Origin of the sequence: Pseudoalteromonas sp. 2CM36K (assembly GCF_023161865.1) — a bacterium.
In the GTDB taxonomy this organism is placed as follows: domain Bacteria; phylum Pseudomonadota; class Gammaproteobacteria; order Enterobacterales; family Alteromonadaceae; genus Pseudoalteromonas; species Pseudoalteromonas tetraodonis.
Genome location: NZ_JALNTK010000021.1, coordinates 38,048 through 59,930 on the forward strand (window position 1 = coordinate 38,048; position 21,883 = coordinate 59,930).

Annotated in this window: 15 protein-coding genes and 1 pseudogene; 8 read left to right on the top strand and 8 right to left on the bottom strand. The window is 40.6% G+C overall.

What is annotated here, in order from left to right; all coding sequences use genetic code 11:
• Window positions 1-130 precede the first annotated feature (130 nt).
• A complete protein-coding gene (locus tag MTN97_RS13635; protein WP_013463714.1) occupies window positions 131-1,012 on the top strand; it encodes a DMT family transporter in 882 nt (293 codons plus the stop codon).
• Window positions 1,013-1,056: 44 nt separating this feature from the next.
• Here the strand turns inward: MTN97_RS13635 and MTN97_RS13640 are convergent, their stop codons facing one another.
• The 4 genes from MTN97_RS13640 to MTN97_RS13655 form a co-directional block, all read right to left on the bottom strand.
• Window positions 1,057-1,374: a multidrug efflux SMR transporter gene (locus MTN97_RS13640; RefSeq protein WP_016900225.1), complete on the bottom strand. Its 318-nt coding sequence runs from the start codon at window positions 1,372-1,374 to the stop codon at window positions 1,057-1,059.
• Window positions 1,374-2,906 (bottom strand): bifunctional GNAT family N-acetyltransferase/carbon-nitrogen hydrolase family protein, encoded by a 1,533-nt coding sequence (locus tag MTN97_RS13645; RefSeq protein ID WP_248474628.1) that lies wholly within the window; start codon window positions 2,904-2,906, stop codon window positions 1,374-1,376. Before MTN97_RS13645 ends, MTN97_RS13640 begins: the two co-directional genes overlap by 1 nt.
• Window positions 2,907-2,994: 88 nt before the next feature.
• A complete protein-coding gene (locus tag MTN97_RS13650) occupies window positions 2,995-3,843 on the bottom strand; it encodes an MBL fold metallo-hydrolase (protein WP_036980826.1) in 849 nt (282 codons plus the stop codon).
• Between the two features lie 76 nt (window positions 3,844-3,919).
• Entirely contained in the window at window positions 3,920-6,208 is a 2,289-nt protein-coding gene (locus MTN97_RS13655; protein ID WP_248474629.1) for a penicillin acylase family protein, read from the bottom strand.
• A 156-nt stretch (window positions 6,209-6,364) separates the two neighbouring features.
• Here MTN97_RS13655 and ycaO point away from each other — a divergent pair, with 156 nt between their 5' ends.
• From ycaO to folX, 7 genes and pseudogenes are all read left to right on the top strand, one after another.
• Window positions 6,365-8,125, top strand: coding sequence for a 30S ribosomal protein S12 methylthiotransferase accessory factor YcaO (gene ycaO / locus MTN97_RS13660; RefSeq protein ID WP_013463710.1), 1,761 nt, complete (start codon window positions 6,365-6,367; stop codon window positions 8,123-8,125).
• Window positions 8,126-8,243: 118 nt separating this feature from the next.
• Window positions 8,244-11,595: pseudogene (locus MTN97_RS13665) on the top strand (ATP-binding protein).
• Between the two features lie 47 nt (window positions 11,596-11,642).
• Window positions 11,643-12,275, top strand: a complete 633-nt coding sequence (locus tag MTN97_RS13670) for a YceH family protein (protein ID WP_248474647.1) — start codon at window positions 11,643-11,645, stop codon at window positions 12,273-12,275.
• Window positions 12,276-12,347: 72 nt separating this feature from the next.
• Window positions 12,348-13,184, top strand: a complete 837-nt coding sequence (gene nadE, locus MTN97_RS13675; protein ID WP_248474630.1) for an ammonia-dependent NAD(+) synthetase — start codon at window positions 12,348-12,350, stop codon at window positions 13,182-13,184.
• A 127-nt stretch (window positions 13,185-13,311) separates the two neighbouring features.
• Window positions 13,312-14,031 (top strand): dihydromonapterin reductase, encoded by a 720-nt coding sequence (gene folM / locus MTN97_RS13680; RefSeq protein WP_248474631.1) that lies wholly within the window; start codon window positions 13,312-13,314, stop codon window positions 14,029-14,031.
• Window positions 14,032-14,054: 23 nt separating this feature from the next.
• Window positions 14,055-14,609 (top strand): GTP cyclohydrolase I FolE, encoded by a 555-nt coding sequence (gene folE, locus MTN97_RS13685; protein WP_008108996.1) that lies wholly within the window; start codon window positions 14,055-14,057, stop codon window positions 14,607-14,609.
• A 3-nt stretch (window positions 14,610-14,612) separates the two neighbouring features.
• Window positions 14,613-14,969 (top strand): dihydroneopterin triphosphate 2'-epimerase, encoded by a 357-nt coding sequence (folX, locus tag MTN97_RS13690; protein ID WP_013463705.1) that lies wholly within the window; start codon window positions 14,613-14,615, stop codon window positions 14,967-14,969.
• Here folX and MTN97_RS13695 read toward each other — a convergent pair.
• From MTN97_RS13695 to MTN97_RS13710, 4 genes are all read right to left on the bottom strand, one after another.
• Window positions 14,946-15,386, bottom strand: coding sequence for a YqaA family protein (locus MTN97_RS13695; protein WP_028834877.1), 441 nt, complete (start codon window positions 15,384-15,386; stop codon window positions 14,946-14,948). The two genes, folX and MTN97_RS13695, sit on opposite strands and share 24 nt — an antisense overlap.
• 92 nt (window positions 15,387-15,478) lie before the next feature.
• Complete coding sequence (locus MTN97_RS13700; RefSeq protein ID WP_010392586.1) at window positions 15,479-15,844, bottom strand: DUF4870 domain-containing protein; 366 nt, start codon at window positions 15,842-15,844, stop codon at window positions 15,479-15,481.
• Window positions 15,845-16,003: 159 nt separating this feature from the next.
• A complete protein-coding gene (locus MTN97_RS13705) occupies window positions 16,004-18,175 on the bottom strand; it encodes a S9 family peptidase (RefSeq protein ID WP_248474632.1) in 2,172 nt (723 codons plus the stop codon).
• Between the two features lie 128 nt (window positions 18,176-18,303).
• Entirely contained in the window at window positions 18,304-21,768 is a 3,465-nt protein-coding gene (locus tag MTN97_RS13710) for a S8 family serine peptidase (protein WP_248474633.1), read from the bottom strand.
• Window positions 21,769-21,883: the final 115 nt, after the last annotated feature.

Consider the following 21,883-nt stretch of genomic DNA (forward strand, 5'->3'; position numbering starts at 1 on the left):
GCCGATTTAAGCAGTGCGTCACTGTGGCAAATTGTCGCAGGTGATGAATATTCATTATGCCTTTTTGATGGTCGCTTTCATGTCACAGTACTGCTAAATTACTCCTCCGCTTTTTTGTATGTTATTTAAGATGATTTGGATTTTACTCACTATTTTTGCCGCATTTATGCAGTCATGGCGTAATGCGCTGCAAAGTAAATTAAGCGCTCATGTCAGCGTTGCTGGCGTTACTCTAGCCCGCTTTATTGTCGCAAGCCCTATTGCAGGGCTGTATTTATATGCGCTTTATTATTACCAAGATGCGCCTCTCCCTTCGTTTAACCCTTTATTTATTAGCTATATTATTGGAGCCAGCATAGTGCAAATTATTGCCACGGGGCTCATGGTGAAGTTGTTTAAAATGAACAATTTTGCAGTAGGCGCCGGCCTTGCTAAAAGCGAAGCGCTAATGGCGGCGATATTAGGGTTACTATTTTTTGGTTCGGCGCTTTCATTTTTAGGTTGGATTGGTGTATTTATTGGCGCACTTGCTGTATTGCTATTAAGCGGCATTGCGAATGTGAAACATTTTAGCTTAAAAACCGCCTTAACAGGGCTTGCCTGCGGTACTTCGTTTGCGTTGTCATCGTCATGGATCCGCGAAGCGAGTTTAAGCTCGGGTATAGCTTTTCCTTATGCACCAGCGTGGGTTTTGTTACTGATTATTAGCTTGCAAACACTGATGTTATGTATATACATTGCTTTAAAAGAGCGCCATACCTTTAAAATGATGTATCAATATAAGAAAATGACAAGTGCAGTGAGTGTATTTAGCTGCTTAGGATCGGTCGGCTGGTTTAGTGCCATGAGCTTACAGCATGTCGCCTATGTAAAAACGCTCGGTCAAATAGAAGTGTTTTTTACCATGTTAATCTCGATTTTATGGCTAAAGCAGCCGCTAAAGCGCCAAGATAGTGCGGGGCTAGTGCTGATCGCAGTGGCTGCCATCTTAGTTATGCTGCCAAGTAGTTAAAAAAAGCGCAGGTATAAACCTGCGCTTGTTTTTTAATCTAACAATTAATGACTAATTTTTAAGGTGATAACACCACAAATAATCATTAATACACCAGCAATACGGCCAAACGTGGCTGCATCACCGTAAAATAATATGCCAACTAAAAACGTACCAGCGGCCCCAATCCCCGTCCATACCGCATACGATGTCCCCATAGAGATTTGCTTTTGCGCTAACCAAAGCATAAAGCCACTTGCGACCATAAACGCGATTGCAATTGCAATGCCTTGCCAACGAGTATCTGGGTTTTGTGAAATTTTTAGGCCTATTGGCCAACCAATTTCAAGTAACCCTGCAATTATTAAGTACATCCACGCCATTAAACATCTCTCTTTTTCAATATCACTTCATATAAATCACTGCGGCGGTCTTTTAAGTTACGCACGGTACCTTCACTATGAAGTATTTTTAACTTGTCCATATCTAAGTCGCTAAATAATAGCATTTCGGTATTGGTGGTGGCCTCATTTAATGTGGCATCGTGTGGAAATGAAAAGTCAGACGGTGTAAGAACAGCAGATTGCGAGTACTGTACATCTAAACTTTCTACTTCGGGTAAATTACCCACCGAACCTGCAATAACCACATAACACTCGTTTTCAATAGCGCGCGCTTGCGCACAATGGCGTACACGCAAGTAACTATTTTTAGTGTCAGTCCAAAATGGCACAAATAAAATATCAAGCCCTTGGGTTGCTAAAATACGCGACAACTCTGGAAACTCAACATCGTAACAAATTTGAATCCCTACACGGCCTGCATCGGTATCGAATACAGCAATTTTATCACCGCCTTGAATCACCCAGTCATTTTGCTCATGCGGGGTAATATGAATTTTACGTTGCTCGTCTATTTTACCGCTGCGATGGCACAGGTAACTCACGTTATAGATTTTATCACCCTCGGCAAGCGGCATAGAGCCGGTGATAATATTCGCATTGTACTCAATTGCCATACGCGACATCGCGTTTTTAAAAGTCTCAGTGTATTCAGCTAAATAACGAATTGCTTCGGTTTGATTACTTTGCTCAGTTAACCCCATCAGTGGCGCGTTAAAGAACTCCGGAAATAAAATAAAGTCGCTTTTATAATCAGACACCGTATCAACAAAATATTCAACTTGCTTAAGCATTTCTTCAACCGATTCAACACAGCGCATTTGCCATTGCACAGCTCCTACGCGCACGATTGATTTAGTTGACTCAATAACGGTGTCGGTTGGCTCATACATAATGTTATTCCACTCAAGTAATGTGGCATAACCGACCGACTCCTGATCTTCAGGTAAGTATTTTTTTAATAATCGTTTAACCTGAAAGTCATTGGCTAATTGAAAACTGAGTATGGGGTCATACAGCTCTTTTTGATCGACCTTGGCAATGTATTCCATTGGCGTCATATCGTCGCTGTGATTGTAATAACGCGGAATGCGGCCACCCGCTAAAATAGCGCGTAAGTTATATTGGCGACATAATTCTTTACGGGCATCATAAAGACGACGTCCTAAACGCATGCCACGGTATTGCTCACTAATAGCAACATCCAAACCGTATAAAGCATCCCCTGTGGTGTCGCTAAATACTCGGTCGTGGCCGTCGGCAATATCTTCATAGGTATGCGGGTTTGAAAAACGTGCATAATCCACTTGGACACTCAGCGCTAAACCCACCAGCACGCCATCATCAACAATACCAATTTGCCCTTCAGGGAACTGATCTATAAGTCTAAAAATTGTATGGCTTGGCCATGCGCCGCCTAAATCAGGGTACGCTTCGTCCATCAAGGTTTTAATTTGTGGGTATTGTTCTCTGCTTAAGTTACAAATTTCAAGATGGGTTTTTTCTGCCGACATATACAACTCCTTTAGGCACGTAAAAATCAAAAAAGCTGAACAAATGCTCAGCTTAATTAGGTTTATGCGTTTTTATTCGCGCTAGGCGCTACTTTAAACTGCGATAAAAAAGGGTGGTTACACGCTCTTTTGGTAACCAGTTTGCGTATTCAAGGCCAAGTTCTGATAATGGATCGGCTTTGAGGACTTGCTCTAAACTGGCATCGTTTTGCATAGCATTAAGCATAACATCTTTCGCTTTTTGTACCAGCTTACGATACGTCATTAGCCCTGAACGGTCGCTTATCGGGCCATGCCCTGGAATAACGGTTGTTTTTTCATCAATTTGTTTAATCACATCATCAACCGCCGCTAAAACACCATTAACACTACCGCCACTATCTACATCAACAAAAGGTAAGCTTCCAAAGTTAAAATATATATCGCCCATGTGCACTATGTTGTCGTTACTAAAAAAGATAACCGAGTCGCCATCTGTGTGTGCATTTGAGTAGTGCACAACATGCGCATGCTCATTGTTAAAGTGCAGTTTTAAATCATGGCCAAAACTAATACGCGGTAAGTAATCAGAACCCTCACCATGTTTTTCTTTTAAGCGCTTGTGCACATTGTCGTGAGCAATCACATGTGCGCCCGCTTTGGCAAAGTTCTCGTTACCCCCAGTATGGTCACCATGATGGTGTGTGTTAATTACAAACTCGGCACTGCCTGGCTTTAATTCGCTAATGGTTTTTTTAATATCGTCGGAAAGCTTGGCAAACTGATCGTCAATAATATAAATACCATCATCCCCCACGCTTGCGGCAATGTTACCGCCTTGGCCAAATAACACGTAAACATGTTCACTTAATTGTGTAGCCGTAACAGGGTTTTCATCCGCAAATGCATGATTGCTTAACAGTAAACTGGTGATTAATGCCGGTAGTAATTTTTTCATTTTTGTTTTCATATAATTGCTTTATCTGGGTTATAAAACGTTATTACTACTTATTTAGCTCACTTTGCATCCAAGGCTAGTCGTTCATTGGTGTAATTTCAATTTGATGCATTAATGCTTGCGGTAATAATGGCGTGTGCTTACCTTTTACATATTCATCAAAGCCAGCTCGATAAAACTCAGAAAGTGGGTGCCCTGATTGCCCACCCGGAATCGTTAAAATAGCATTCTTTAAGTGCCCAGGCTGAACAATAAAACGCTGTGATGCGCCAAAACTACGTTTTTGCACCGCTGGCATATAACTGTCACCAAACCCGGGGGCTGTTGGCATGTTAAGTAACTTACTCAGTATGGGCATTTGTTTAGCAAACGGGTGTTCTATCACTAATTGGTTCACTTTACCCCATTGCCAGTTTTGTATGTTATTACCAAACCTTGATGTTAATTGCGTGAGTGTTTGCTCAAAGGCACCCTGTAATTGCTGCTCCCAATTAGTAAACTGCGGATTAACCCAACTTGTTGGCTGAGCCTTTATTAACTGCCAAACAGCAGGCTCTAAATCACGTTTCACATATTTTAATGTGCCATCTCGCTGGTTGAGTGTTGTCTCAATACTGCTAAATAAAATATTAATCAGTTCATCACGATACGTCTTTACTAAGGTATACCCTATTGATTGCGGGCAAGCGCATTGCTGCCAGTTTTCGAGGGCATTTATATGATCTTTATAGCGCGCGGGCTGTTTTTTTAACTGCTCAAGCAATAAGGCATGCCAAGGCATTAAAAATCGTGCTTGGTTGTCTAACTGCAACTGATAAAAATCACTTTCATTAAAGCGTTGTTTTTCAAATAACCTATCGCGAATTTGCGTTGCACGTGCCCCAAGCGCATAACCGCCATTACCAAAACGGACGTTATCATCAGCAGATACCACTCGAGAATTACCTGTCCATAACCGCCCGTTTTCAGGATTTTTAATAAAAGGTCGATCGATTTCGTTTTGCTGCCAAAGCGCGGAGTAATCTTCTTCTTTTACGGCTAATTCACTAGGTGTTGTTCGCGCAGGTATGCCGCCCATATTTTTCCATGCTGCATTTCCTTGGTCATCGACCACCAGCAGGTTTTGCACAGGAATGCCTACGCCACTTGCAATATCAAGCGCATCATCAACAGTCTGTGCTTGCTCAAGCTGTAATAGCTGAATATTAACGGCGTATGGTTGATGTGCAGCCCAGCTCAGCGCGTAAGGCTTTTCATTAATGTATTTTACCGGACCGTATTCACTGAGCGTAAGAGAGTAACTTTCTACTTTGCCACTGGGTAATGCAATAGGCTCATCTACTTGCCACATTTTGCTATCGCTATTAAGCGCAATCCAATCGGCGGTATCTAAATACCCGTTGGTAAACCCCCATGCAACGTTGTTATTTGTGCCTACTACAATCGCCGGCGCTCCTGGAAGCGAGACACCCGTTACCTGCATGGGTTTATTATTTAATGAATAGTTTAATTGGGCTCGATACCAAATAACCGGCACAGCCATTGATAAATGCATATCATCAGAGAGCATCGCAGCCTGAGTGTTGGTTAAATTTGAGGTGACCGCCCAATTATTACTACCCACTTCTAAGTTAGCGGTAATGGGTTTAATCGCGGTGATTGGTTGCGATAAAAGTTCGGGGATTGGGTTATTCAAAAGAGCGAGCTGACTGCCATCCAATGCGGCTTGATATTGGCTAGGCTGAGTTAAAAAACTTACCATTTCAGCCCCGTACTGCTGCTCTATTTGAATTAAAGCTTGGTCGCGCTCAAATGTAGATGACTGTAAATCAAGGTACATGCTAAAAATAACTAATAAACTGTCTTCACTTTGCCAAGGCTTTTGCTCAGCCCCCGTGAGTAAATATTCAAAACTTGGGTACCCTACTTGTGCAAGGCCTTCATTTACACCTTGAGCATAACTGCGTAGCAGCTGTTTGTCGGCCTTCGGGAGGGTTTTTAAAATAGCTTGGCTGCGTTTACGTAATTGGTGAAAACGCATTTTTTTATCAAGCCCAAGCGCGGCTTCACCAAATAGTTCGCTTAGCTCACCGGCCGCATTACGACGTAATAAATCCATTTGAAAAAAGCGGTCTTGCCCATGAGCATACCCTAAGCCATAAGCAGCGTCATGACGAGTAGTTGCAGTAATAACGGCTTGGCCAAGGGTATCTCGAGCAACTTTAACAGGCTGTGTCACCGCATCGCTTCGGCCTTTACCATCAAGGGCTGGCAAACTTAAGGTCAAAACGCCGTAAACAATTGCAGTACTGGCGAGCGCTAAAATCACAACAACCAATAGCAACCGTTTGATTACTTTAAACATAAACATACCCTCTAACTATTTCAATAAACTATTATTAGCATATATTCATATTCGTTCTATTAAAAACGCTACGAAAAGCGGGTAAAGGGTGAAATAAACATCAAAATCCACGATAATACACAGTTCATGTATTGTGCAGACCTAGTTGAGATAAAAATGACTGAAAAAACATTTATTAAAGGTAAAGACCGCGATTTAGAATCGTCTATCTCTACCATGCAAAACAAGCTAAAAGCGCTAAATATTAATATTGAAGAAGCGCTGTGGCTTAACCCTGTAGCAAACTGTTATTCAGTTCATATAAAAGATAGCGACTGCGGTGTGATGTTTACTAATGGTAAAGGTGCCACTGATAAAGCCTCTATCGCCTCTGCGCTAGGTGAATATTTTGAGCGTTTAAGCTGTAACTATTTTTTTGCTGATTTTTACTTAGGCGAAGAGTTCGCCAATGATGACTTTACTCATTATCCAAACGAGAAATGGTTTAAAGTTGAAAACGATGAAATACCACAGGGTATTATGGATGAAAGCTTATGGGATTATTTTGACCCAGAGCGTGAATTAACCGCATCACACCTTTATGACTTTAACTCTGGTAATTTCGAACGTGGTATTTGTTCTGTACCGTACACTCGTCAGCGCGACAACCAAGACATTTACATTCCGGTGAATGTGATTGGTAATATTTTTGTTTCTAATGGTATGAGTGCCGGTAATACTAAATTTGAAGCCCGTGTTCAGGGATTATCTGAAGTATTTGAGCGCGCAATTAAAAACCGCATTATTGCCGAAGGTATCAGCTTGCCAATCGTGCCTGAAGAGGTGGTAAAGCAATACCCTAAAATTCATGAAGCTTGTGAAGAGCTGCGTAGCCATGGCTTCCATTTACGCATTGCGGATGCATCACTAGGCGGTAAATACCCAGTAATGAGTGTCACGCTTATAAACCCTGTTGATGGGTCAGTATTTGCTTCTTTTGGTGCTCATCCTTCATTTGAAGTGGCACTTGAACGTACGGTAACTGAGCTACTGCAAGGTCGTCGCCTAGATCAACTAGACGTATTCCAACCTGCTACATTTGATAACGACGAAGTCGCTACTCCTGAGAACATTGAACTGCACTTTATTGATTCAAGCGGTTTAATTTCACATGACTTTTTCCGCTCTGAAGCAGATTTTGAATTTGTACATTGGGACTTTAGTGGTTCAACTGAGCAAGAATACAACTTCTGTACTGATTTAATTCATAGCATGGGTCACGATATCTATATTATGGATTACACCCATTTAAACGTGTATGCATGTCGTATTTTAGTTCCTGGTATGTCAGACATTTATCCAGTAGATGAGTTAATTTGGCGCAACAATAATGAAGGCGCTAAATTCCGCGAAGACTTCTTATCGCTTGATCAGTACGATAGCGAACAATGGATGGAAATTTACGACAACCTCGAAGAAGCAGGCCATAGCGATATTATTCGCGCAGCTGAATTCATTGGCTTAGCAACCGACGCCGATACACCTTGGCACACACTACGCATTGGTGAGCTTAAAGCACATTTATGCTTAGCGGCGGGTAATGAAGAAGCTATTGACTGGGTTGATTGGATTTTGCATACCGGCCAAGTAAACGACGAAGCAATGCGTCACTTTCGTTGCTTAAAAGCAATCCTTGAAATTAAATATGATGACGAGCGCGAATATGCAAGTTATCAAGATGCATTAGGTTTAATGTTTGGTAGCGACAATGTCACGCTTGCTATTGAAATTGCTGAAGGTCGTAAATTATTTAACGGCTTAACGTTCCCAGGCTTATCGCTTGAGGGTTTTAAAAAGCATGCAGCACTTCTTGATGGTTACCGCAAATTACACGTTGCAAAGCAACAGCATTGGGCGCGCGAAGTTAGCGACTCATAACCACACCTAAACTACTAATTATAAAAATAAAATGGCGCATTTTTAACTGCGCCATTTTTATTTCTTCGATAAATTGACTATAGTTAGCCTGTCTTGATTAACAACCTAGTTACATTCTATGTCCCCGCAGCGCAAAAACAAACGCACCCGAATTAATAACGCTAAGCTGACTTTTTTATTATCGCTGGTGTTGATAATCACTATCAGCTTGGTGCTTGATCACGTCAATTATCACCGTGAGAAAGATGCTTATCGATTACGCACTCTGTCGCAGGTAAGTACCTATAGAGCACAACTTGAAGCTGTATTAGTGTCTAATATTCAACTCATTCGTGGCTTAGCTATTGCTGTTGCCGCTGAGCCAAACTTAGATCAAACTCGCTTTGAAAAAATTGCAGCCCCACTTTTTGAAACCTCAAATGAGCTACGTAATATTGGCGCGGCGCCAGACATGGTAATAAAAATGACCCATCCGCTTAAAGGTAACGAAAAAGCGATAGGTCTTAATTTTTTGGAAAATAAAGCACAGCGCGAAGATGCCATTAAAGCAAGAGACACGAATACGATCGTGATGGCAGGTCCACTTCAGCTTGTCCAAGGCAGCGAAGCCTTGATTGCGCGCGTACCAGCATACTTGCCAGAAAATAACGCCTTTTGGGGATTGCTCTCAGTGGTACTCGATATAGAAAAAGTTTATGAAAACTCGGGGATTATTGAACTACAGCAAAATTATAATATAGCAATACAAGGACGTAATGGATTAGGTAAGGAAGGTGAGTTTTTTTTTCGGTGACCCCTCTATTACTGTTCAAGACCCTCTAGAATTTACTTTAAACTTTCAAGGAGGTGTTTGGCAGCTTTATGTTATACCCAAGCAAGGCTGGCAACCAGTGAGTTCTTCGATCTGGCCTTTACGGTTCATTATTTTAACCGTGTTAGGCTTGCTCATTTCTGCCTTTTTGTTTTATCTAAAAATACTCAACCGTGAACAAGAAAGCGAAAGAATGCTTGAGGTGATGAGTAATTTAGCACAAGTCGGTGCATGGTCGTTTAACTTAGAAAAAAAACACGTGTTTTGGTCAGATATGACTAAAAAAATATTTGAATACCCATTAGATGAGCAACCAAAATGGTCAGAAAATTTAAACTATTTTAAAGAAGGTGAAAGTAGAGAAAAAATCGCTAAACTGGTTGAAAGAGCAATTAAGCATGGTGAAAGTTACGAAACTGAGCTTGAAGTGATCAATGCAAATGGTCAGTCTGTATGGGCACTTGTTCACGGTGAAGCTGAACATAAAAATGGCCGTTGTGTAAGAATATTTGGTTCATTACAAAATATTGATGCCCGTAAAAAAGTAGAATTAGAAAATCGTAAAATTGCTCGTTTTAACGAAACCTTGGCCTCCTTAACGGTGAGTGATGAAATATTAAATGGCAAACTAAGCCAATCTAAAGAATTAATCACGCAGTCTATTTGCCAAGCCCTTGAGGTAAACTGCGCCAGTATAAAATTGTTTAACCAACAAAGAACCCAGCTAATTCAATTTGCGAGTTTTAATCGTTCAGGTAGCGAAAATAATATTCCGTGGCTGCAAGAAACTATTCCTGACTTTTTTACCGCAATAGAACGAAAAGCGATATTTTGTGTTGATAATGCTCAACAACATCCCTACTTAGCCCCCATCAAAGAAAGCTACCTTCAACCGTTTTCAGTCAAGGCGATGCTGTGTGTTCTTATTCCTGCAAGCAGTGGCTCTATTGGAATAGTATGTGCTGAGCAAGATATAGTTAGAACATGGAGCCATAATGAAGAAAGCTTTTTAATTGCTGTAGGGGCTTTAATTGGCAGCCTTTACGCTAGCCAACAACGTATAGAAACAGAGGCACAACTAGTCAGGGCAAAAGAAGCCGCAGAACAAGCTGTGATTGCAAAAAGTGAGTTTTTAGCCAGTATGAGCCATGAAATTCGCACACCCATGAATGGGGTGTTGGGAATGCTTAATATTGTTAAAGCAACCCAATTAGATCAACAACAAAAGCGTCATATTAAACTTGCGCAATCATCTGCAGAGTCATTATTAGAAATTATTAATGATATTTTAGACTTTTCTAAAATAGAGGCTGGCAAGTTAGACATTGAAAATATTCAATTTAATTTACCTCACTTACTGGGTGAAGTGGTTGAGTCATTTGCATTAAGAGCCGAGCAAAATAACACCACGTTAATTTTGGATGCAACACATATCACTAGCAGCGAATTTATTAGCGATCCGAATAGATTACGTCAAATTTTAAGTAACTTAATTGGTAATGCCGTTAAATTCACCCAAAACGGTGAAATATTGATAACCGCTAAAATTGCCCACACACTTGACGCCACAGTTTTAGAATGTGCAATCGCTGACTCAGGTATAGGAATCAGCGCAGAAAAACAGCCCCATTTATTTGATTCATTTACTCAAGCAGACACATCAACCACACGCCAATATGGTGGCACAGGCCTGGGTCTTGCTATTGTCAAGCAGCTGTGTGAGCTCATGGGTGGCGAAGTGAATGTGAGTAGTACACTAAATAAAGGCAGTACATTTTCCTTTTTTATAAAGATAACCCCTCAATTAGTTCAACAGCACGAAGCATATCAAGCAATTAAAAATAAGCGTATTTGGGTTATTGATGATTGCTTACTTAATACCACTATTGCCAAAAAACAATTAACTCGCTGGGGGGCTAAGGTCAGCACGATCTGCGATTACCTGTCTATAAGTGCCTACATTAATAGCCATGAAGATACCCCACCAAACATTGTGCTTGTTGACAGTGCTTTATTTGAACCATTATACGAAGCTCAAGCATTCGCACTTAAGCAGTTTTTAACAAAAAGTAATAGCCATTTAATTATTATGGCTCCCATGAGTTATACAAATAAAAGTGCCACATTTTTAACCGAAGAAACCCTCGTATTTAAACCACTCACCCCTTTTGATTTACAAAATGCGCTGACTGCAAAAAGCACTATCGAGCAAACACACGTTGGTACACAACTAAAGTCGCTTGCTGCCACTGAGGTTATGACAGATACACTGGCGGCGCATGTTTTATTAGTAGAAGATAATAAAATTAACCAAGTTGTTACCGCTGCTTTTTTAAAACAGTTGAACGTGACATTTGAGATTGCTGAAAATGGTGCTGAGGCAGTTGAAAAGTTGAATCAAAACCCAGCTAACACTTATCAATTAATATTAATGGATTGCCAAATGCCTACGATGGATGGCTATCAAGCAACTATTGCCATCAGAGAAGGCAAAGCAGGCAAGGTAAATAAAAACATAACAATAATAGCGCTTACCGCAAACGCAATGCAGGGTGATAAAGACAAATGTTTGGCCACTGGTATGGATGACTATTTAACTAAACCCCTCAATGCCACAACTCTTCATTCTAAGCTCCAGCAATGGCTTACAAGCAAATAACAGTGTAAGCTAAAAATAGGATTTATTAGGTGAGATAAGGTATGCAATTGCAATTATCAATGGAGCAACAACGCGTTATTGGTTGTTTATTAGAAAAACAAAGCACAACACCTGAGCACTACCCTTTATCGTTAAATGCATTAACAAATGCTTGTAATCAAAAATCGAATCGCGCGCCAGTTGTTAATTATACAGAAGAGCAAGTTCAAATAACCGTTGATGAGTTAATCAGTATGCGATTAGTCACTGTAAATGAAGGGCTGTCTGGGCGAGTTAATAAATACGATCATCGTTTTTGTAATACTGAGTTTAGTCACCTGCAATTTGATCAACAGCAAAGGGCGATTATTTGTTTATTATTATTGCGAGGCGCACAAACACCTGGCGAATTAAAAACACGTTGTAGCCGCCTTGCCGACTTTGCTCGTATTGATGATGTTGAAAAGTCACTTGAACAACTAATTCAAAGCAATCATGTTAAAAAGATGCCGCGCGAATCAGGTAAACGGGATTGTCGATATATTCATTTATTTGCAGATCAATCATCTGTGAACGAGGCTTCACTTGAGGCACAAACACACACTGATGATATAAAAAACACTGAGCTAAATGACTTACTTGCAGAAATTGATGAGCTAAAAGCCCAGCTTAAACAAATAAAAGCTCACTTAGGGCTTTAATTCATAAATATGAAATCACATAATAGTTGTTCTATGTAGAGCGTAAAAATTATTTAACTAAAGGAGCGGGCCATGCGCGCCGAGATTATGGCTGAAATGAAAGTTCAGCCTTCGATTGATGTAAACGCTGAAATTAAACGCCGAGTGGATTTTATTAAAGCACGTTTAAAAGCGGCATATTCAACCTCACTTGTACTAGGGATCAGTGGTGGTGTAGATTCAACGACCTGTGGCCGTTTGTGTCAACTTGCTATTGATGAGCTAAACCAAGAACACCCTGACACTCATTATCAATTTATTGCTGTACGCCTACCTTATGGCGTTCAAGCTGATGAAAGTGAAGCGCAAATGGCGGTTGATTTCATTAAGCCGAGCACCCGTATGACAGTAAACATTAAACCCGCAACCGATGCTCTGCATGAGCAGACAATGGCAACTCTCGCGGGTACCGAACAAACACTCCCTTCGCAAGATAAAATCGATTTTATTAAAGGTAATGTCAAAGCACGTCAACGCATGATTGCGCAATATGAAATAGCCGGCTTTTGCCAAGGCTTAGTGGTCGGTACCGATCATAGTGCTGAAAATATTACTGGTTTTTACACGAAATTTGGTGATGGTGCATGCGATTTGGCTCCTTTATTTGGCCTATCAAAACGCCAAGTTCGCGCATTAGCAACCACATTGGGTGCGCCTGCGCTTTTAGTTGAGAAAGCACCAACAGCGGATTTAGAAAGTGATAGACCAGGACTAACAGACGAAGAAGCACTTGGCTTAAGTTATGAAGAAATTGATGACTTTTTAGAAGGTAAAGCAGTTTCAAGTCATGTAGAAGAAACGCTAATTGCAATTTACCAGCGCACGCAACATAAGCGCCAGCCTATTCCAACAATATACGATGCTTTTTAAATCAATATTATAAGCGTGATTTAACTGATCGAGCCGCTTGTATTTTACGTAAACATGACGTGAAAATAAGTGGCTTAAATTTTTAAAAGTTAACCTTAACGCTTGCCAACAGAGAGTTTTATATTTTATGACACCCCCTATTTTGATTACTGGTGCAGCACAACGTATAGGGCTTGCGCTGGCAAAGCACTTTATAGCCCAAGGGCAAGCGGTCATTATTACTTATCGGACCCGTCATGAGGCTGTTGATTCGTTGGAACAACAAGGGGTTACCTGTCTTTATGCTGACTTTAGTACTGATGAGGGCATTAATACTTTTATTACGTTGCTTAAATCACACACTGACTCACTAAGGGCGGTTATTCATAATGCATCAAGCTGGGACTGTGAAGCTAACAACCCCCACTTTGAGCAGCTGTTTGACAATATGATGCGCATTCATGCAAAAACACCGTACTTGGTAAACTTACACTGCGCAGATTTACTATTAAATTATCAGGCGTCGCATGCTAAACCCGCTGACATTATTCATTTGACTGATTATGTAGTGGAAACAGGCAGTCCAAAGCATCTTGCTTATGCGGCCAGTAAAGCCGCACTGGATAACTTAACTAAATCATTTAGTGCTAAATATGCACCTAACATAAAAGTAAATTCAGTCGCACCATCATTAATTATTTTTAACCAACATGATGATGAGCAGTATCGCGCTAAAACTTTAAAAAAATCATTAATGGGTATCGAACCTGGATGCCAAGAAATTATCAATTGTATAGACCTACTACTGAACAGCCATTACATCACAGGGCGTGCTTTACCTGTTGATGGTGGTCGCCATCTTAAGTAAGTCCTAATAAAACTGAGAAACTTATGCATAACGAATTAAAAGAAAGCTATCAAAAAATTATAACTGCTGTAGGTGAAGATGCTGAACGTGAAGGGTTACTCGATACCCCAAAGCGCGCTGCAAAAGCGATGGAGTACCTTACTCAAGGGTATCGTCAAACGCTTAACGAAATCACTAATAATGCGGTATTCACCTCTGACGCTGACGACATGGTATTGATACAAGACATCGAGCTTTACTCTATGTGTGAACATCATTTACTCCCTTTTATTGGCCGCTGTCATATTGCTTATATTCCTGATGGCAAAGTATTAGGCTTATCTAAGTTTGCGCGTATTGTTGATATGTTTTCGCGTCGTTTTCAAATTCAAGAACAGCTTACCCATCAAATTGCAAAAGCGGTTGAGGAAGTAACCGGTGCAAAAGGCGTGGGTGTAATTGTTGAAGCAAAACACATGTGTATGATGATGCGTGGTGTAGAAAAGCAAAACTCAAGCATGCGTACCTCGGTAATGCTAGGAAACTTTAGAGCCGATCCGAAAACACGTAATGAGTTTTTACAGCTGATCAAAGGATAATGTATGGCAAACGCAATTATTAATGTAACTAACTTACGACTACGCACATTTATTGGTTTTAATCCTGATGAGCGTGAAAAAAAACAAGATGTAGTCATTAACCTTGAAATTCACTACCCTGCTGATCAAGCTTGTGAAACAGATGAAGTAGACCAAGCACTTAACTACAAAGTGATTACTAAAGAGGTAATTAGCTTAGTGGAGCAAGGACACTTTTTATTGTTAGAAAAACTAGTTGCTGAAATCCTTGCTGTTTGCCACTCACACCCAAGCGTTAATTATGCTAAGGCTCGAGTAGATAAACCTCATGCGTTGCGCTTTGCCGATTCGGTTTCTTTAACCCTCGACTGGCACAAATAATCCAACGGCAAGGGCTATTACCGCTAAATAACGTAACCCCTTGCCGAGCGTTACCAGCACTAAAAACGTAGTAAAGCGAACTTTAAACACGCCGCCAATAACGGTTAGTGGGTCGCCAACGATTGGCAGCCAGGCAAACAACAGGCTATAAACACCATATTTATTAAACTGCTTTTGTGCTTTTTTAAGCCCTTTTTCAGATACTGGAAACCATTTTTTATCTTTAAAACGCAATGCCTGCGTCCCTAACCAATAGTTAACACAACTGCCCAGTACATTACCCAAGGTTGCTGCAAACCAAATCAGCCATAAGTTAGTATTACCTTGCATTATCATCCCACCCATCAACACTTCAGACGAGCTAGGTAATAACGTGGCAGATATAAATGCTGTAAAAAATAATGTTATATAGAGCATTTTTCCCTTATGGCTAAAAACTAAACCCAGCAATTAAGCTGGGTTTGAACGACTTTTTAACTTAAAACCAATTCACCGAATAATAAAAACAGTTATTTTATCAAATTTAAGCTAAGGGGATAATTAAACTCTTTGCCATCGTTGGCTTTCACGCTTGCGATAACCACCATCACAAATGAAAAAATAGCCACCATAGGTAACAGTAGTAAACCAACCGCTGCAAAAATTAGTAAAAAACAAACAAAATAAGCTATAGCCATAGTGATTTGAAAATTAAGGGCTTTTTTTCCATGTATATCAACAATTGGCATTTCATCTTTTTTAATTAACCAGATAATAAGAGGGCCGAGTACCGACCCAAATGGCACAATAAACCCCGCTAATGCACTTAAATGACATAGCATTGCCCATGTGCGGTCATCTTTATTGACGACTTTAATCTCTTGATTTTGTTCCATTACACTCTCCCTTCTCGTTTTTATTTTGCGCTAAAATAATATTCACACTCATTAGCCACCTTAATGTAAATGCTTATTTATCCAATGCAAAGCATTTGTGTATATTTAAAAATAAAAAAGCGCAGCAAATAGCTGCGCTTATTGATATTGCCAGACCAGTTACTTATCCACACCCGCTAAATCAAGCATAAAAGCATAATTTAATGCAGTATCTTCTAAGCGTTTGAAGCGACCTGATGCACCTCCGTGCCCTGCTTCCATATCAATTTTAAACAGTAGCTTGTTATCATCTGTTTTGTAATCTCGCAGCTTAGCCACCCACTTTGCAGGCTCAAAATATTGTACCTGTGAATCATGTAAGCCAGTAGTAACTAACATATTTGGGTAATCTTGCTTACTGACCTGATCATAAGGTGAATACGATAACATATACTCATAGTATTCTTTCTCGTTAGGGTTACCCCACTCACCGTATTCGTTGGTTGTAAGTGGAATACTTGCATCAAGCATCGTAGTCACTACATCAACAAATGGAACCGCAGCCACCATACCTTTATACAACTCAGGAGCTTGGTTTGCCACTGCCCCCATTAACAAGCCACCCGCACTGCCACCTTGAGCAAATATTTTATCTTTTGCACCATACTTTTGCTCAACCAATGCCTTGGTAACATCTACAAAGTCGTTAAAGGTGTTCTTTTTAGTCAGTAGTTTACCGTCCTCATACCAAGGGCGACCTAGCATTTGTGAACCGCGAATATGCGCAATGGCAAATACAAAACCCCGATCGAGCAAACTTAAGCGAGCGCTAGAAAAGGTAGGATCCATGGTCGCGCCATACGAGCCATAACCATATTGTAGCAGCGGATTAGTCCCCTCTTTTTTAAACATGTCTTTGCGATAGACTAGGCTTACCGGTACTTTAATACCATCTCGTGCAGTGACAAAAATTCGCTCTGATGCGTAATTATCTGCACTAAAATCACCGAGTACTTTTTGTTGTTTAAGTAATGTTTTATTGCCAGTAGCTAAATTAACATCATACGATGAAGCGGGTGTTGTCATACTGGTATAATACACACGTAATGTATCGCTATTTAAATCATTGTTACCGTAGGTGCTAATTGTATAAGCACTGTCGTTAAAGCTAAGCGGTATCTCTTGACCCGTGGTTAAGTTACGAGCAATAATAGTCGACTGACCCATTTCACGCTGCTGATACACTAAGTAATCGTTAAATAAGTCGATGCCTTCTAATTTTATATTATCGCGAGCGGGGATCACCGTTTGCCAATTAGCTTTATCGCCAGCTTTATCAATATCTACTTTCATTAACTGAAAGTTAACTGCGTTTAAATTAGTGACAATGTAGTAAGTATTACCCAGCTTAGAAATTCCATACTCCAGATCCGCTTCACGTTCAATCAAGCGTTTTGGCATAGCTTTAACATCATCAGCACTTAAAACTGATACACCTGACGCAGTTGTACTGCTGTGCCAAATATAAATTTCTGAATCGTCTTTGCTTTTGCTAATACCCATGTAATAACTGGTATCTGTTTCTTCATAAACGAGTTCATCTTCAGCCTGTGGGGTACCGAGCGTATGACGATAAACTTGGTAACCTAGTAAAGTTTGTAAATCTTTTTTTATGTAATAAAGCGTTTTGTTGTCGTTTGCCCAAACAACACTGCCATTCGTACCTTTAAGCGTATCTTCGAGTAATTTACCAGTGCTTAAGTCTTTTATTTTTATATTATAAATACGACGACTTACGGTATCTTCACCATATGCCATTAAATTGCCGTTTGGACTTACATCTAAACCACTTACGGCATAATAATCATGTTCCTTAGCTAGCTTGTTTACATCTAAAATAACCTGCTGGTCAGTGCCTGCAAAATCACTACTACGTACATAAGTTGCGTATTCGTTATCACCGCGAGTTTGTGATGAATAATAATAGTCACCGTTTTTAACTGGCACTGAATCATCGTCTTTTTGAATTCGCCCTTTTAGCTCTTCAAATAACGAAGTTTGTAACGTTTTTGTATGCGCAAGCATTTCATCTGTGTAAGCATTTTCAGCCTCAAGGTAACTAATTACCTCAGGAGCTTTACGCTCATCATCACGCATCCAATAATAATTATCGATACGCGTGTCGCCATGGACTGTCATTTTATACGGTACTTTCTTCGCAATCGGCGGCATGACTGCGATTTTAGCAGCTACATTTTCAACCTTTGCTGATTGCTCAACATCAGGGGCTTTATTACATCCCCCTAAAATAGCTAAGGATATAAAAGTAAGAACAAATGGGGTGTGTTTCATTGATTGGAATCTCTGTAGTTATTATTTTTATTAAATATACCTAATATTTAATAGCACGGAGATTTAGTTTGTGAAGCTATGTAAAAAGGGAGCAGAAGCTCCCTTTAGTTAATATTTAATTTATTTAATTACTTTTGCTTACGACGACGCATAAATGCAAATGGCGCAACTAGTAATGTTAGCCAAGCTAATGAGCCTGAAGAGCTTTTCTTAGTAGGCTCTGGAGTAACAACCGGAGGCGCTACTTTAGTAACAGATATTGTTACCATTGCAGGCTCTGACACATTACCACGAACATCAATCGCAACAACTTCCATTTCTGCAGATGTATCACCCGCTAATAAAGTATTATCTGCAACCACAATTTGACCTTCTGCATCAACAGCAAGACCAAGGTTTGTATTAGATTGAACATAGTACTCTGAAATAGCTAAGTCTAAGTCTGATTCTTCAATAGTAAGCGCACCTACTACAGTTCCATCAGCTGCATCTTCAGAAACACTAAACTCACCACCAACCAGCATTGGAGCTTCAACGTCTGGTAACTCTAGGTCTTCAGCTGCCATTACTTTAATAATGTTAGTACCTGAGCCTTGCGATAATGCAAACGGGCCGCTTGCAGAAACCACCGCTTTCTCTCCTGGCATAATTGAAGAAACCGCTTCGCCCGTTTCAAGTGAAGTAATCTGTACCTGAGGTTGTACGCCGAATACTGTTGAACCTGTTACGCTGTCTGTTTCACTGTAAACACCAGTTTGGTAACTAGGATAACCTACCGATACTTTGAAGTTCATTGGCTCGCCAAGAAGCGACGCATCGATATTCATTAACTCAGAACAACCTGAGAAAGTAACTGTGTCTTCACCTGCAGCATGGAAAAGCGGCGTACCCCATTGCCATGCATCATTACCAGCGCCATCAGTCATACCAATTAATGTGCGGCTACGACCTGGGAACGCTGTATCGCGGCCACGGTCGTTTAAGTTTGTCATAAACTGATCAGATACACCGTCATTGTTGGTATCTATTTCAATTCTATAACCCGCTTGGAAAGTATGAGTTAACGGATCGCGTAGTTGTATTGATGACGTAATATAAATTCCTGAATCACAGAAATCTGCATTGAATGCAGAGAATGTAGTAGACAGGATATTAAACTCAGCATCTTCAACTGATTTTTCTGTCCCCATTGCAACAATACTTTCAGCTTGTGGGGAAATTTCAGTTTGACCTGTATTTTCAATAACCAATGCCATTTCATTGTTAACAATTTCAGGTGAGTAGCTCAACTGAGTCGCAGCTTTTGGCATTGCATGATAAACAACATGTAAATCGTGATCGCCATCGGTAGATGCATCATCAAATACTAATGCACCATCAAACTCTACTGATGTTAATGCAGCACTTCTTGCTGCAATATCCTCTGCACTGAATGGATTTTCTAATTCCCATGCAGGTAATTTACTTGGATCAACCGTCATTGTAATGTCAAAGTTAATCGCTTGACCTGCCGGTACTGTTATAGATTCAGGGAAATCCCAGCTAACTGCGTCCGTATCAATATCATTTTGGTAACGCGCTTCAGTACGAAGGTTGTACGTTTTTGCATCTGCAGAGAAGTTCTTAACGGTTACCGTTTTAGTAATAGAGCCTGTTTCCGCTAAGCTTACTAAGCCATAAGAGAGTGCAGCTTGTTTAGTATCAAACTCTCCGTTATGTACCCAAGCTGCAACTGGCAAGTTAGCCGCCTTAGTCACATCAACTAAACCTGCACCTATCATACTTATTGGCGCAAGCTCTGAATCAGGATTAATCGCTAGAGGCTCATTAGTTACGTTTAAGTTTGCTGCATTCATGATTGTTGCTTTAATCTCAAACGCATTACGCTCAGGATGCGCTTCACGGATCATTGCCACAGCACCTGCTGTAATTGGGCCCGAGAAAGAAGTACCTGAAACCGGGTTTGTGCCTGTTTGCGTGCCTGCTGCTGCTACGTCAATGCTCGTACCTGGCGCTGTAATTTCTGGTTTTAATAATCCATCCATAGAAGGACCGCGAGATGAGAATGTTGCAACTGCACCTGCCGTTGTTTTAATTTCAACGCTAATATCAAATGTTGCAGGACCGCCAGCAGCTAGTTGAGCTTTTAAAGCTGCACCTGCGGCAAAGTTAATACCTACGTTTTTAATAGTTACATCCGCATCAAAGCCACCCATAGGTGCTGGGGTACCATCATCGGTGTTATTCGCAATCATTACAAACTCAGCACCTTTAGCCTGAGCATGTAAAACTTTTTCAGTAAATGCACATGCACCACGGTCGATTAATACTGCTTTGCCTGTAAAGTCAACATCTGCAGCAAATTCAGCACAACCATCTGCGTTTGTTTCAGGATAAACTAATTCAATATCTGCACCTGAAATTGTATATGCTTCTTGTGGGCCAAAACTTGATGGCTGAATATTACCTTCAACGCCAGCAACAGTACCTGATGCAACACCGATTTCAGTTGTTGGGTGAGTCATTGCACCTACAGATAGTGCATTAGGTGTAGTGCTTGGGCCACCAACACGGAATGGATTATCACCGTCATTGCCAGCAGAAATAACCATGTTTACACCTAACTCAACGGCTCGCTGAATTAAGAATTGCGTACCGCCACCAGTATAAGTATCACCAAACTCACCACCTAATGACATATTCATTACATCAACACGATCTGAAATATCACCATCTCCATTTGGATCCATTGCAGCTTCTAAAGCGGCTGCTTGTGCATCGCCAGGACAACCGCCGCCACATACTGAATAAGCGTAAAGCTCAACGTCAGGCGCAATACCATTTACAGAGTTTGCAGATGATGTACCGTGGTTGGTTGGATCACCTGTAGAAGGTGAATTAGCGGCATCATTTTCAATTGGATCAGCATCATCACGTATAAAGTCGTAACCACCTTGTACAATGCCTTGTGGCCATGCAACTGATGTTGGATCAGCTTGAGCTGCTAAATAAGCTTCAACTGTGCCTGCGCCACCGAAAGCAGCATGAGTGTAATCGATACCCGTATCAAGTACTGCAACACGTTGACCTTTACCACTTGCTATGCCGTCAGTAATAAGTGGTTTAGCGTTGATATATTCAGAGCTTGCTGCAACATGTAGCTCGCGATCGAACATTGGTAAAACTTTAGCAACGCGATCATCTTTTGCAATTTGAGCTAACGCTTCAGGCGTTGCTTGAACAATTAACGTTGGAGCTAAAATTTTGGTTTTGCCAATTACCTTAGCATTAAAATCTAGGCTACTAAGCTCAACAGTCATCATATCTTGAAGCTGCTCAATCTGCGCCGTAATTTCTCGATTAGAAGATACCTGGTAAGTCCCAGCGGCAACTGCATCAACTGAGGTTTTTGCTTTTAAAACAATCATGTGAGCTGAAGGCACTTTTTTATCAGCAGCTATTTCTTTTAATTGCTCTACTTGTTTGTTAGTTATTGTAGCATTTGGCAAAGTCGCAGCATTGGCAAATGTTGCCACAAATGCACCCGATACAGCTGTCGCGATTGCTGTTCTTTTAATTATATTATTAGACATCGTTTCCCCTAGGATAGTTTATGTATTATTGTATTTACTAGTTTCAATTCCATTGATTGATAACTACGAATATAAAACGTTAACCTTTACAGGAGCAACAGCATTGCTACATTTA

Coding starts and splice junctions, on each gene's coding strand:
- MTN97_RS13635 (WP_013463714.1), top strand. CDS start 131: ATGATTTGGATTTTACTCACTATTTTTGCCGCATTTATGCAGTCATGG.
- MTN97_RS13640 (WP_016900225.1), bottom strand. CDS start 1,374: ATGGCGTGGATGTACTTAATAATTGCAGGGTTACTTGAAATTGGTTGG.
- MTN97_RS13645 (WP_248474628.1), bottom strand. CDS start 2,906: ATGTCGGCAGAAAAAACCCATCTTGAAATTTGTAACTTAAGCAGAGAA.
- MTN97_RS13650 (WP_036980826.1), bottom strand. CDS start 3,843: ATGAAAAAATTACTACCGGCATTAATCACCAGTTTACTGTTAAGCAAT.
- MTN97_RS13655 (WP_248474629.1), bottom strand. CDS start 6,208: ATGTTTAAAGTAATCAAACGGTTGCTATTGGTTGTTGTGATTTTAGCG.
- ycaO (WP_013463710.1), top strand. CDS start 6,365: ATGACTGAAAAAACATTTATTAAAGGTAAAGACCGCGATTTAGAATCG.
- nadE (WP_248474630.1), top strand. CDS start 12,348: ATGCGCGCCGAGATTATGGCTGAAATGAAAGTTCAGCCTTCGATTGAT.
- folM (WP_248474631.1), top strand. CDS start 13,312: ATGACACCCCCTATTTTGATTACTGGTGCAGCACAACGTATAGGGCTT.
- folE (WP_008108996.1), top strand. CDS start 14,055: ATGCATAACGAATTAAAAGAAAGCTATCAAAAAATTATAACTGCTGTA.
- folX (WP_013463705.1), top strand. CDS start 14,613: ATGGCAAACGCAATTATTAATGTAACTAACTTACGACTACGCACATTT.
- MTN97_RS13695 (WP_028834877.1), bottom strand. CDS start 15,386: ATGCTCTATATAACATTATTTTTTACAGCATTTATATCTGCCACGTTA.
- MTN97_RS13700 (WP_010392586.1), bottom strand. CDS start 15,844: ATGGAACAAAATCAAGAGATTAAAGTCGTCAATAAAGATGACCGCACA.
- MTN97_RS13705 (WP_248474632.1), bottom strand. CDS start 18,175: ATGAAACACACCCCATTTGTTCTTACTTTTATATCCTTAGCTATTTTA.
- MTN97_RS13710 (WP_248474633.1), bottom strand. CDS start 21,768: ATGTCTAATAATATAATTAAAAGAACAGCAATCGCGACAGCTGTATCG.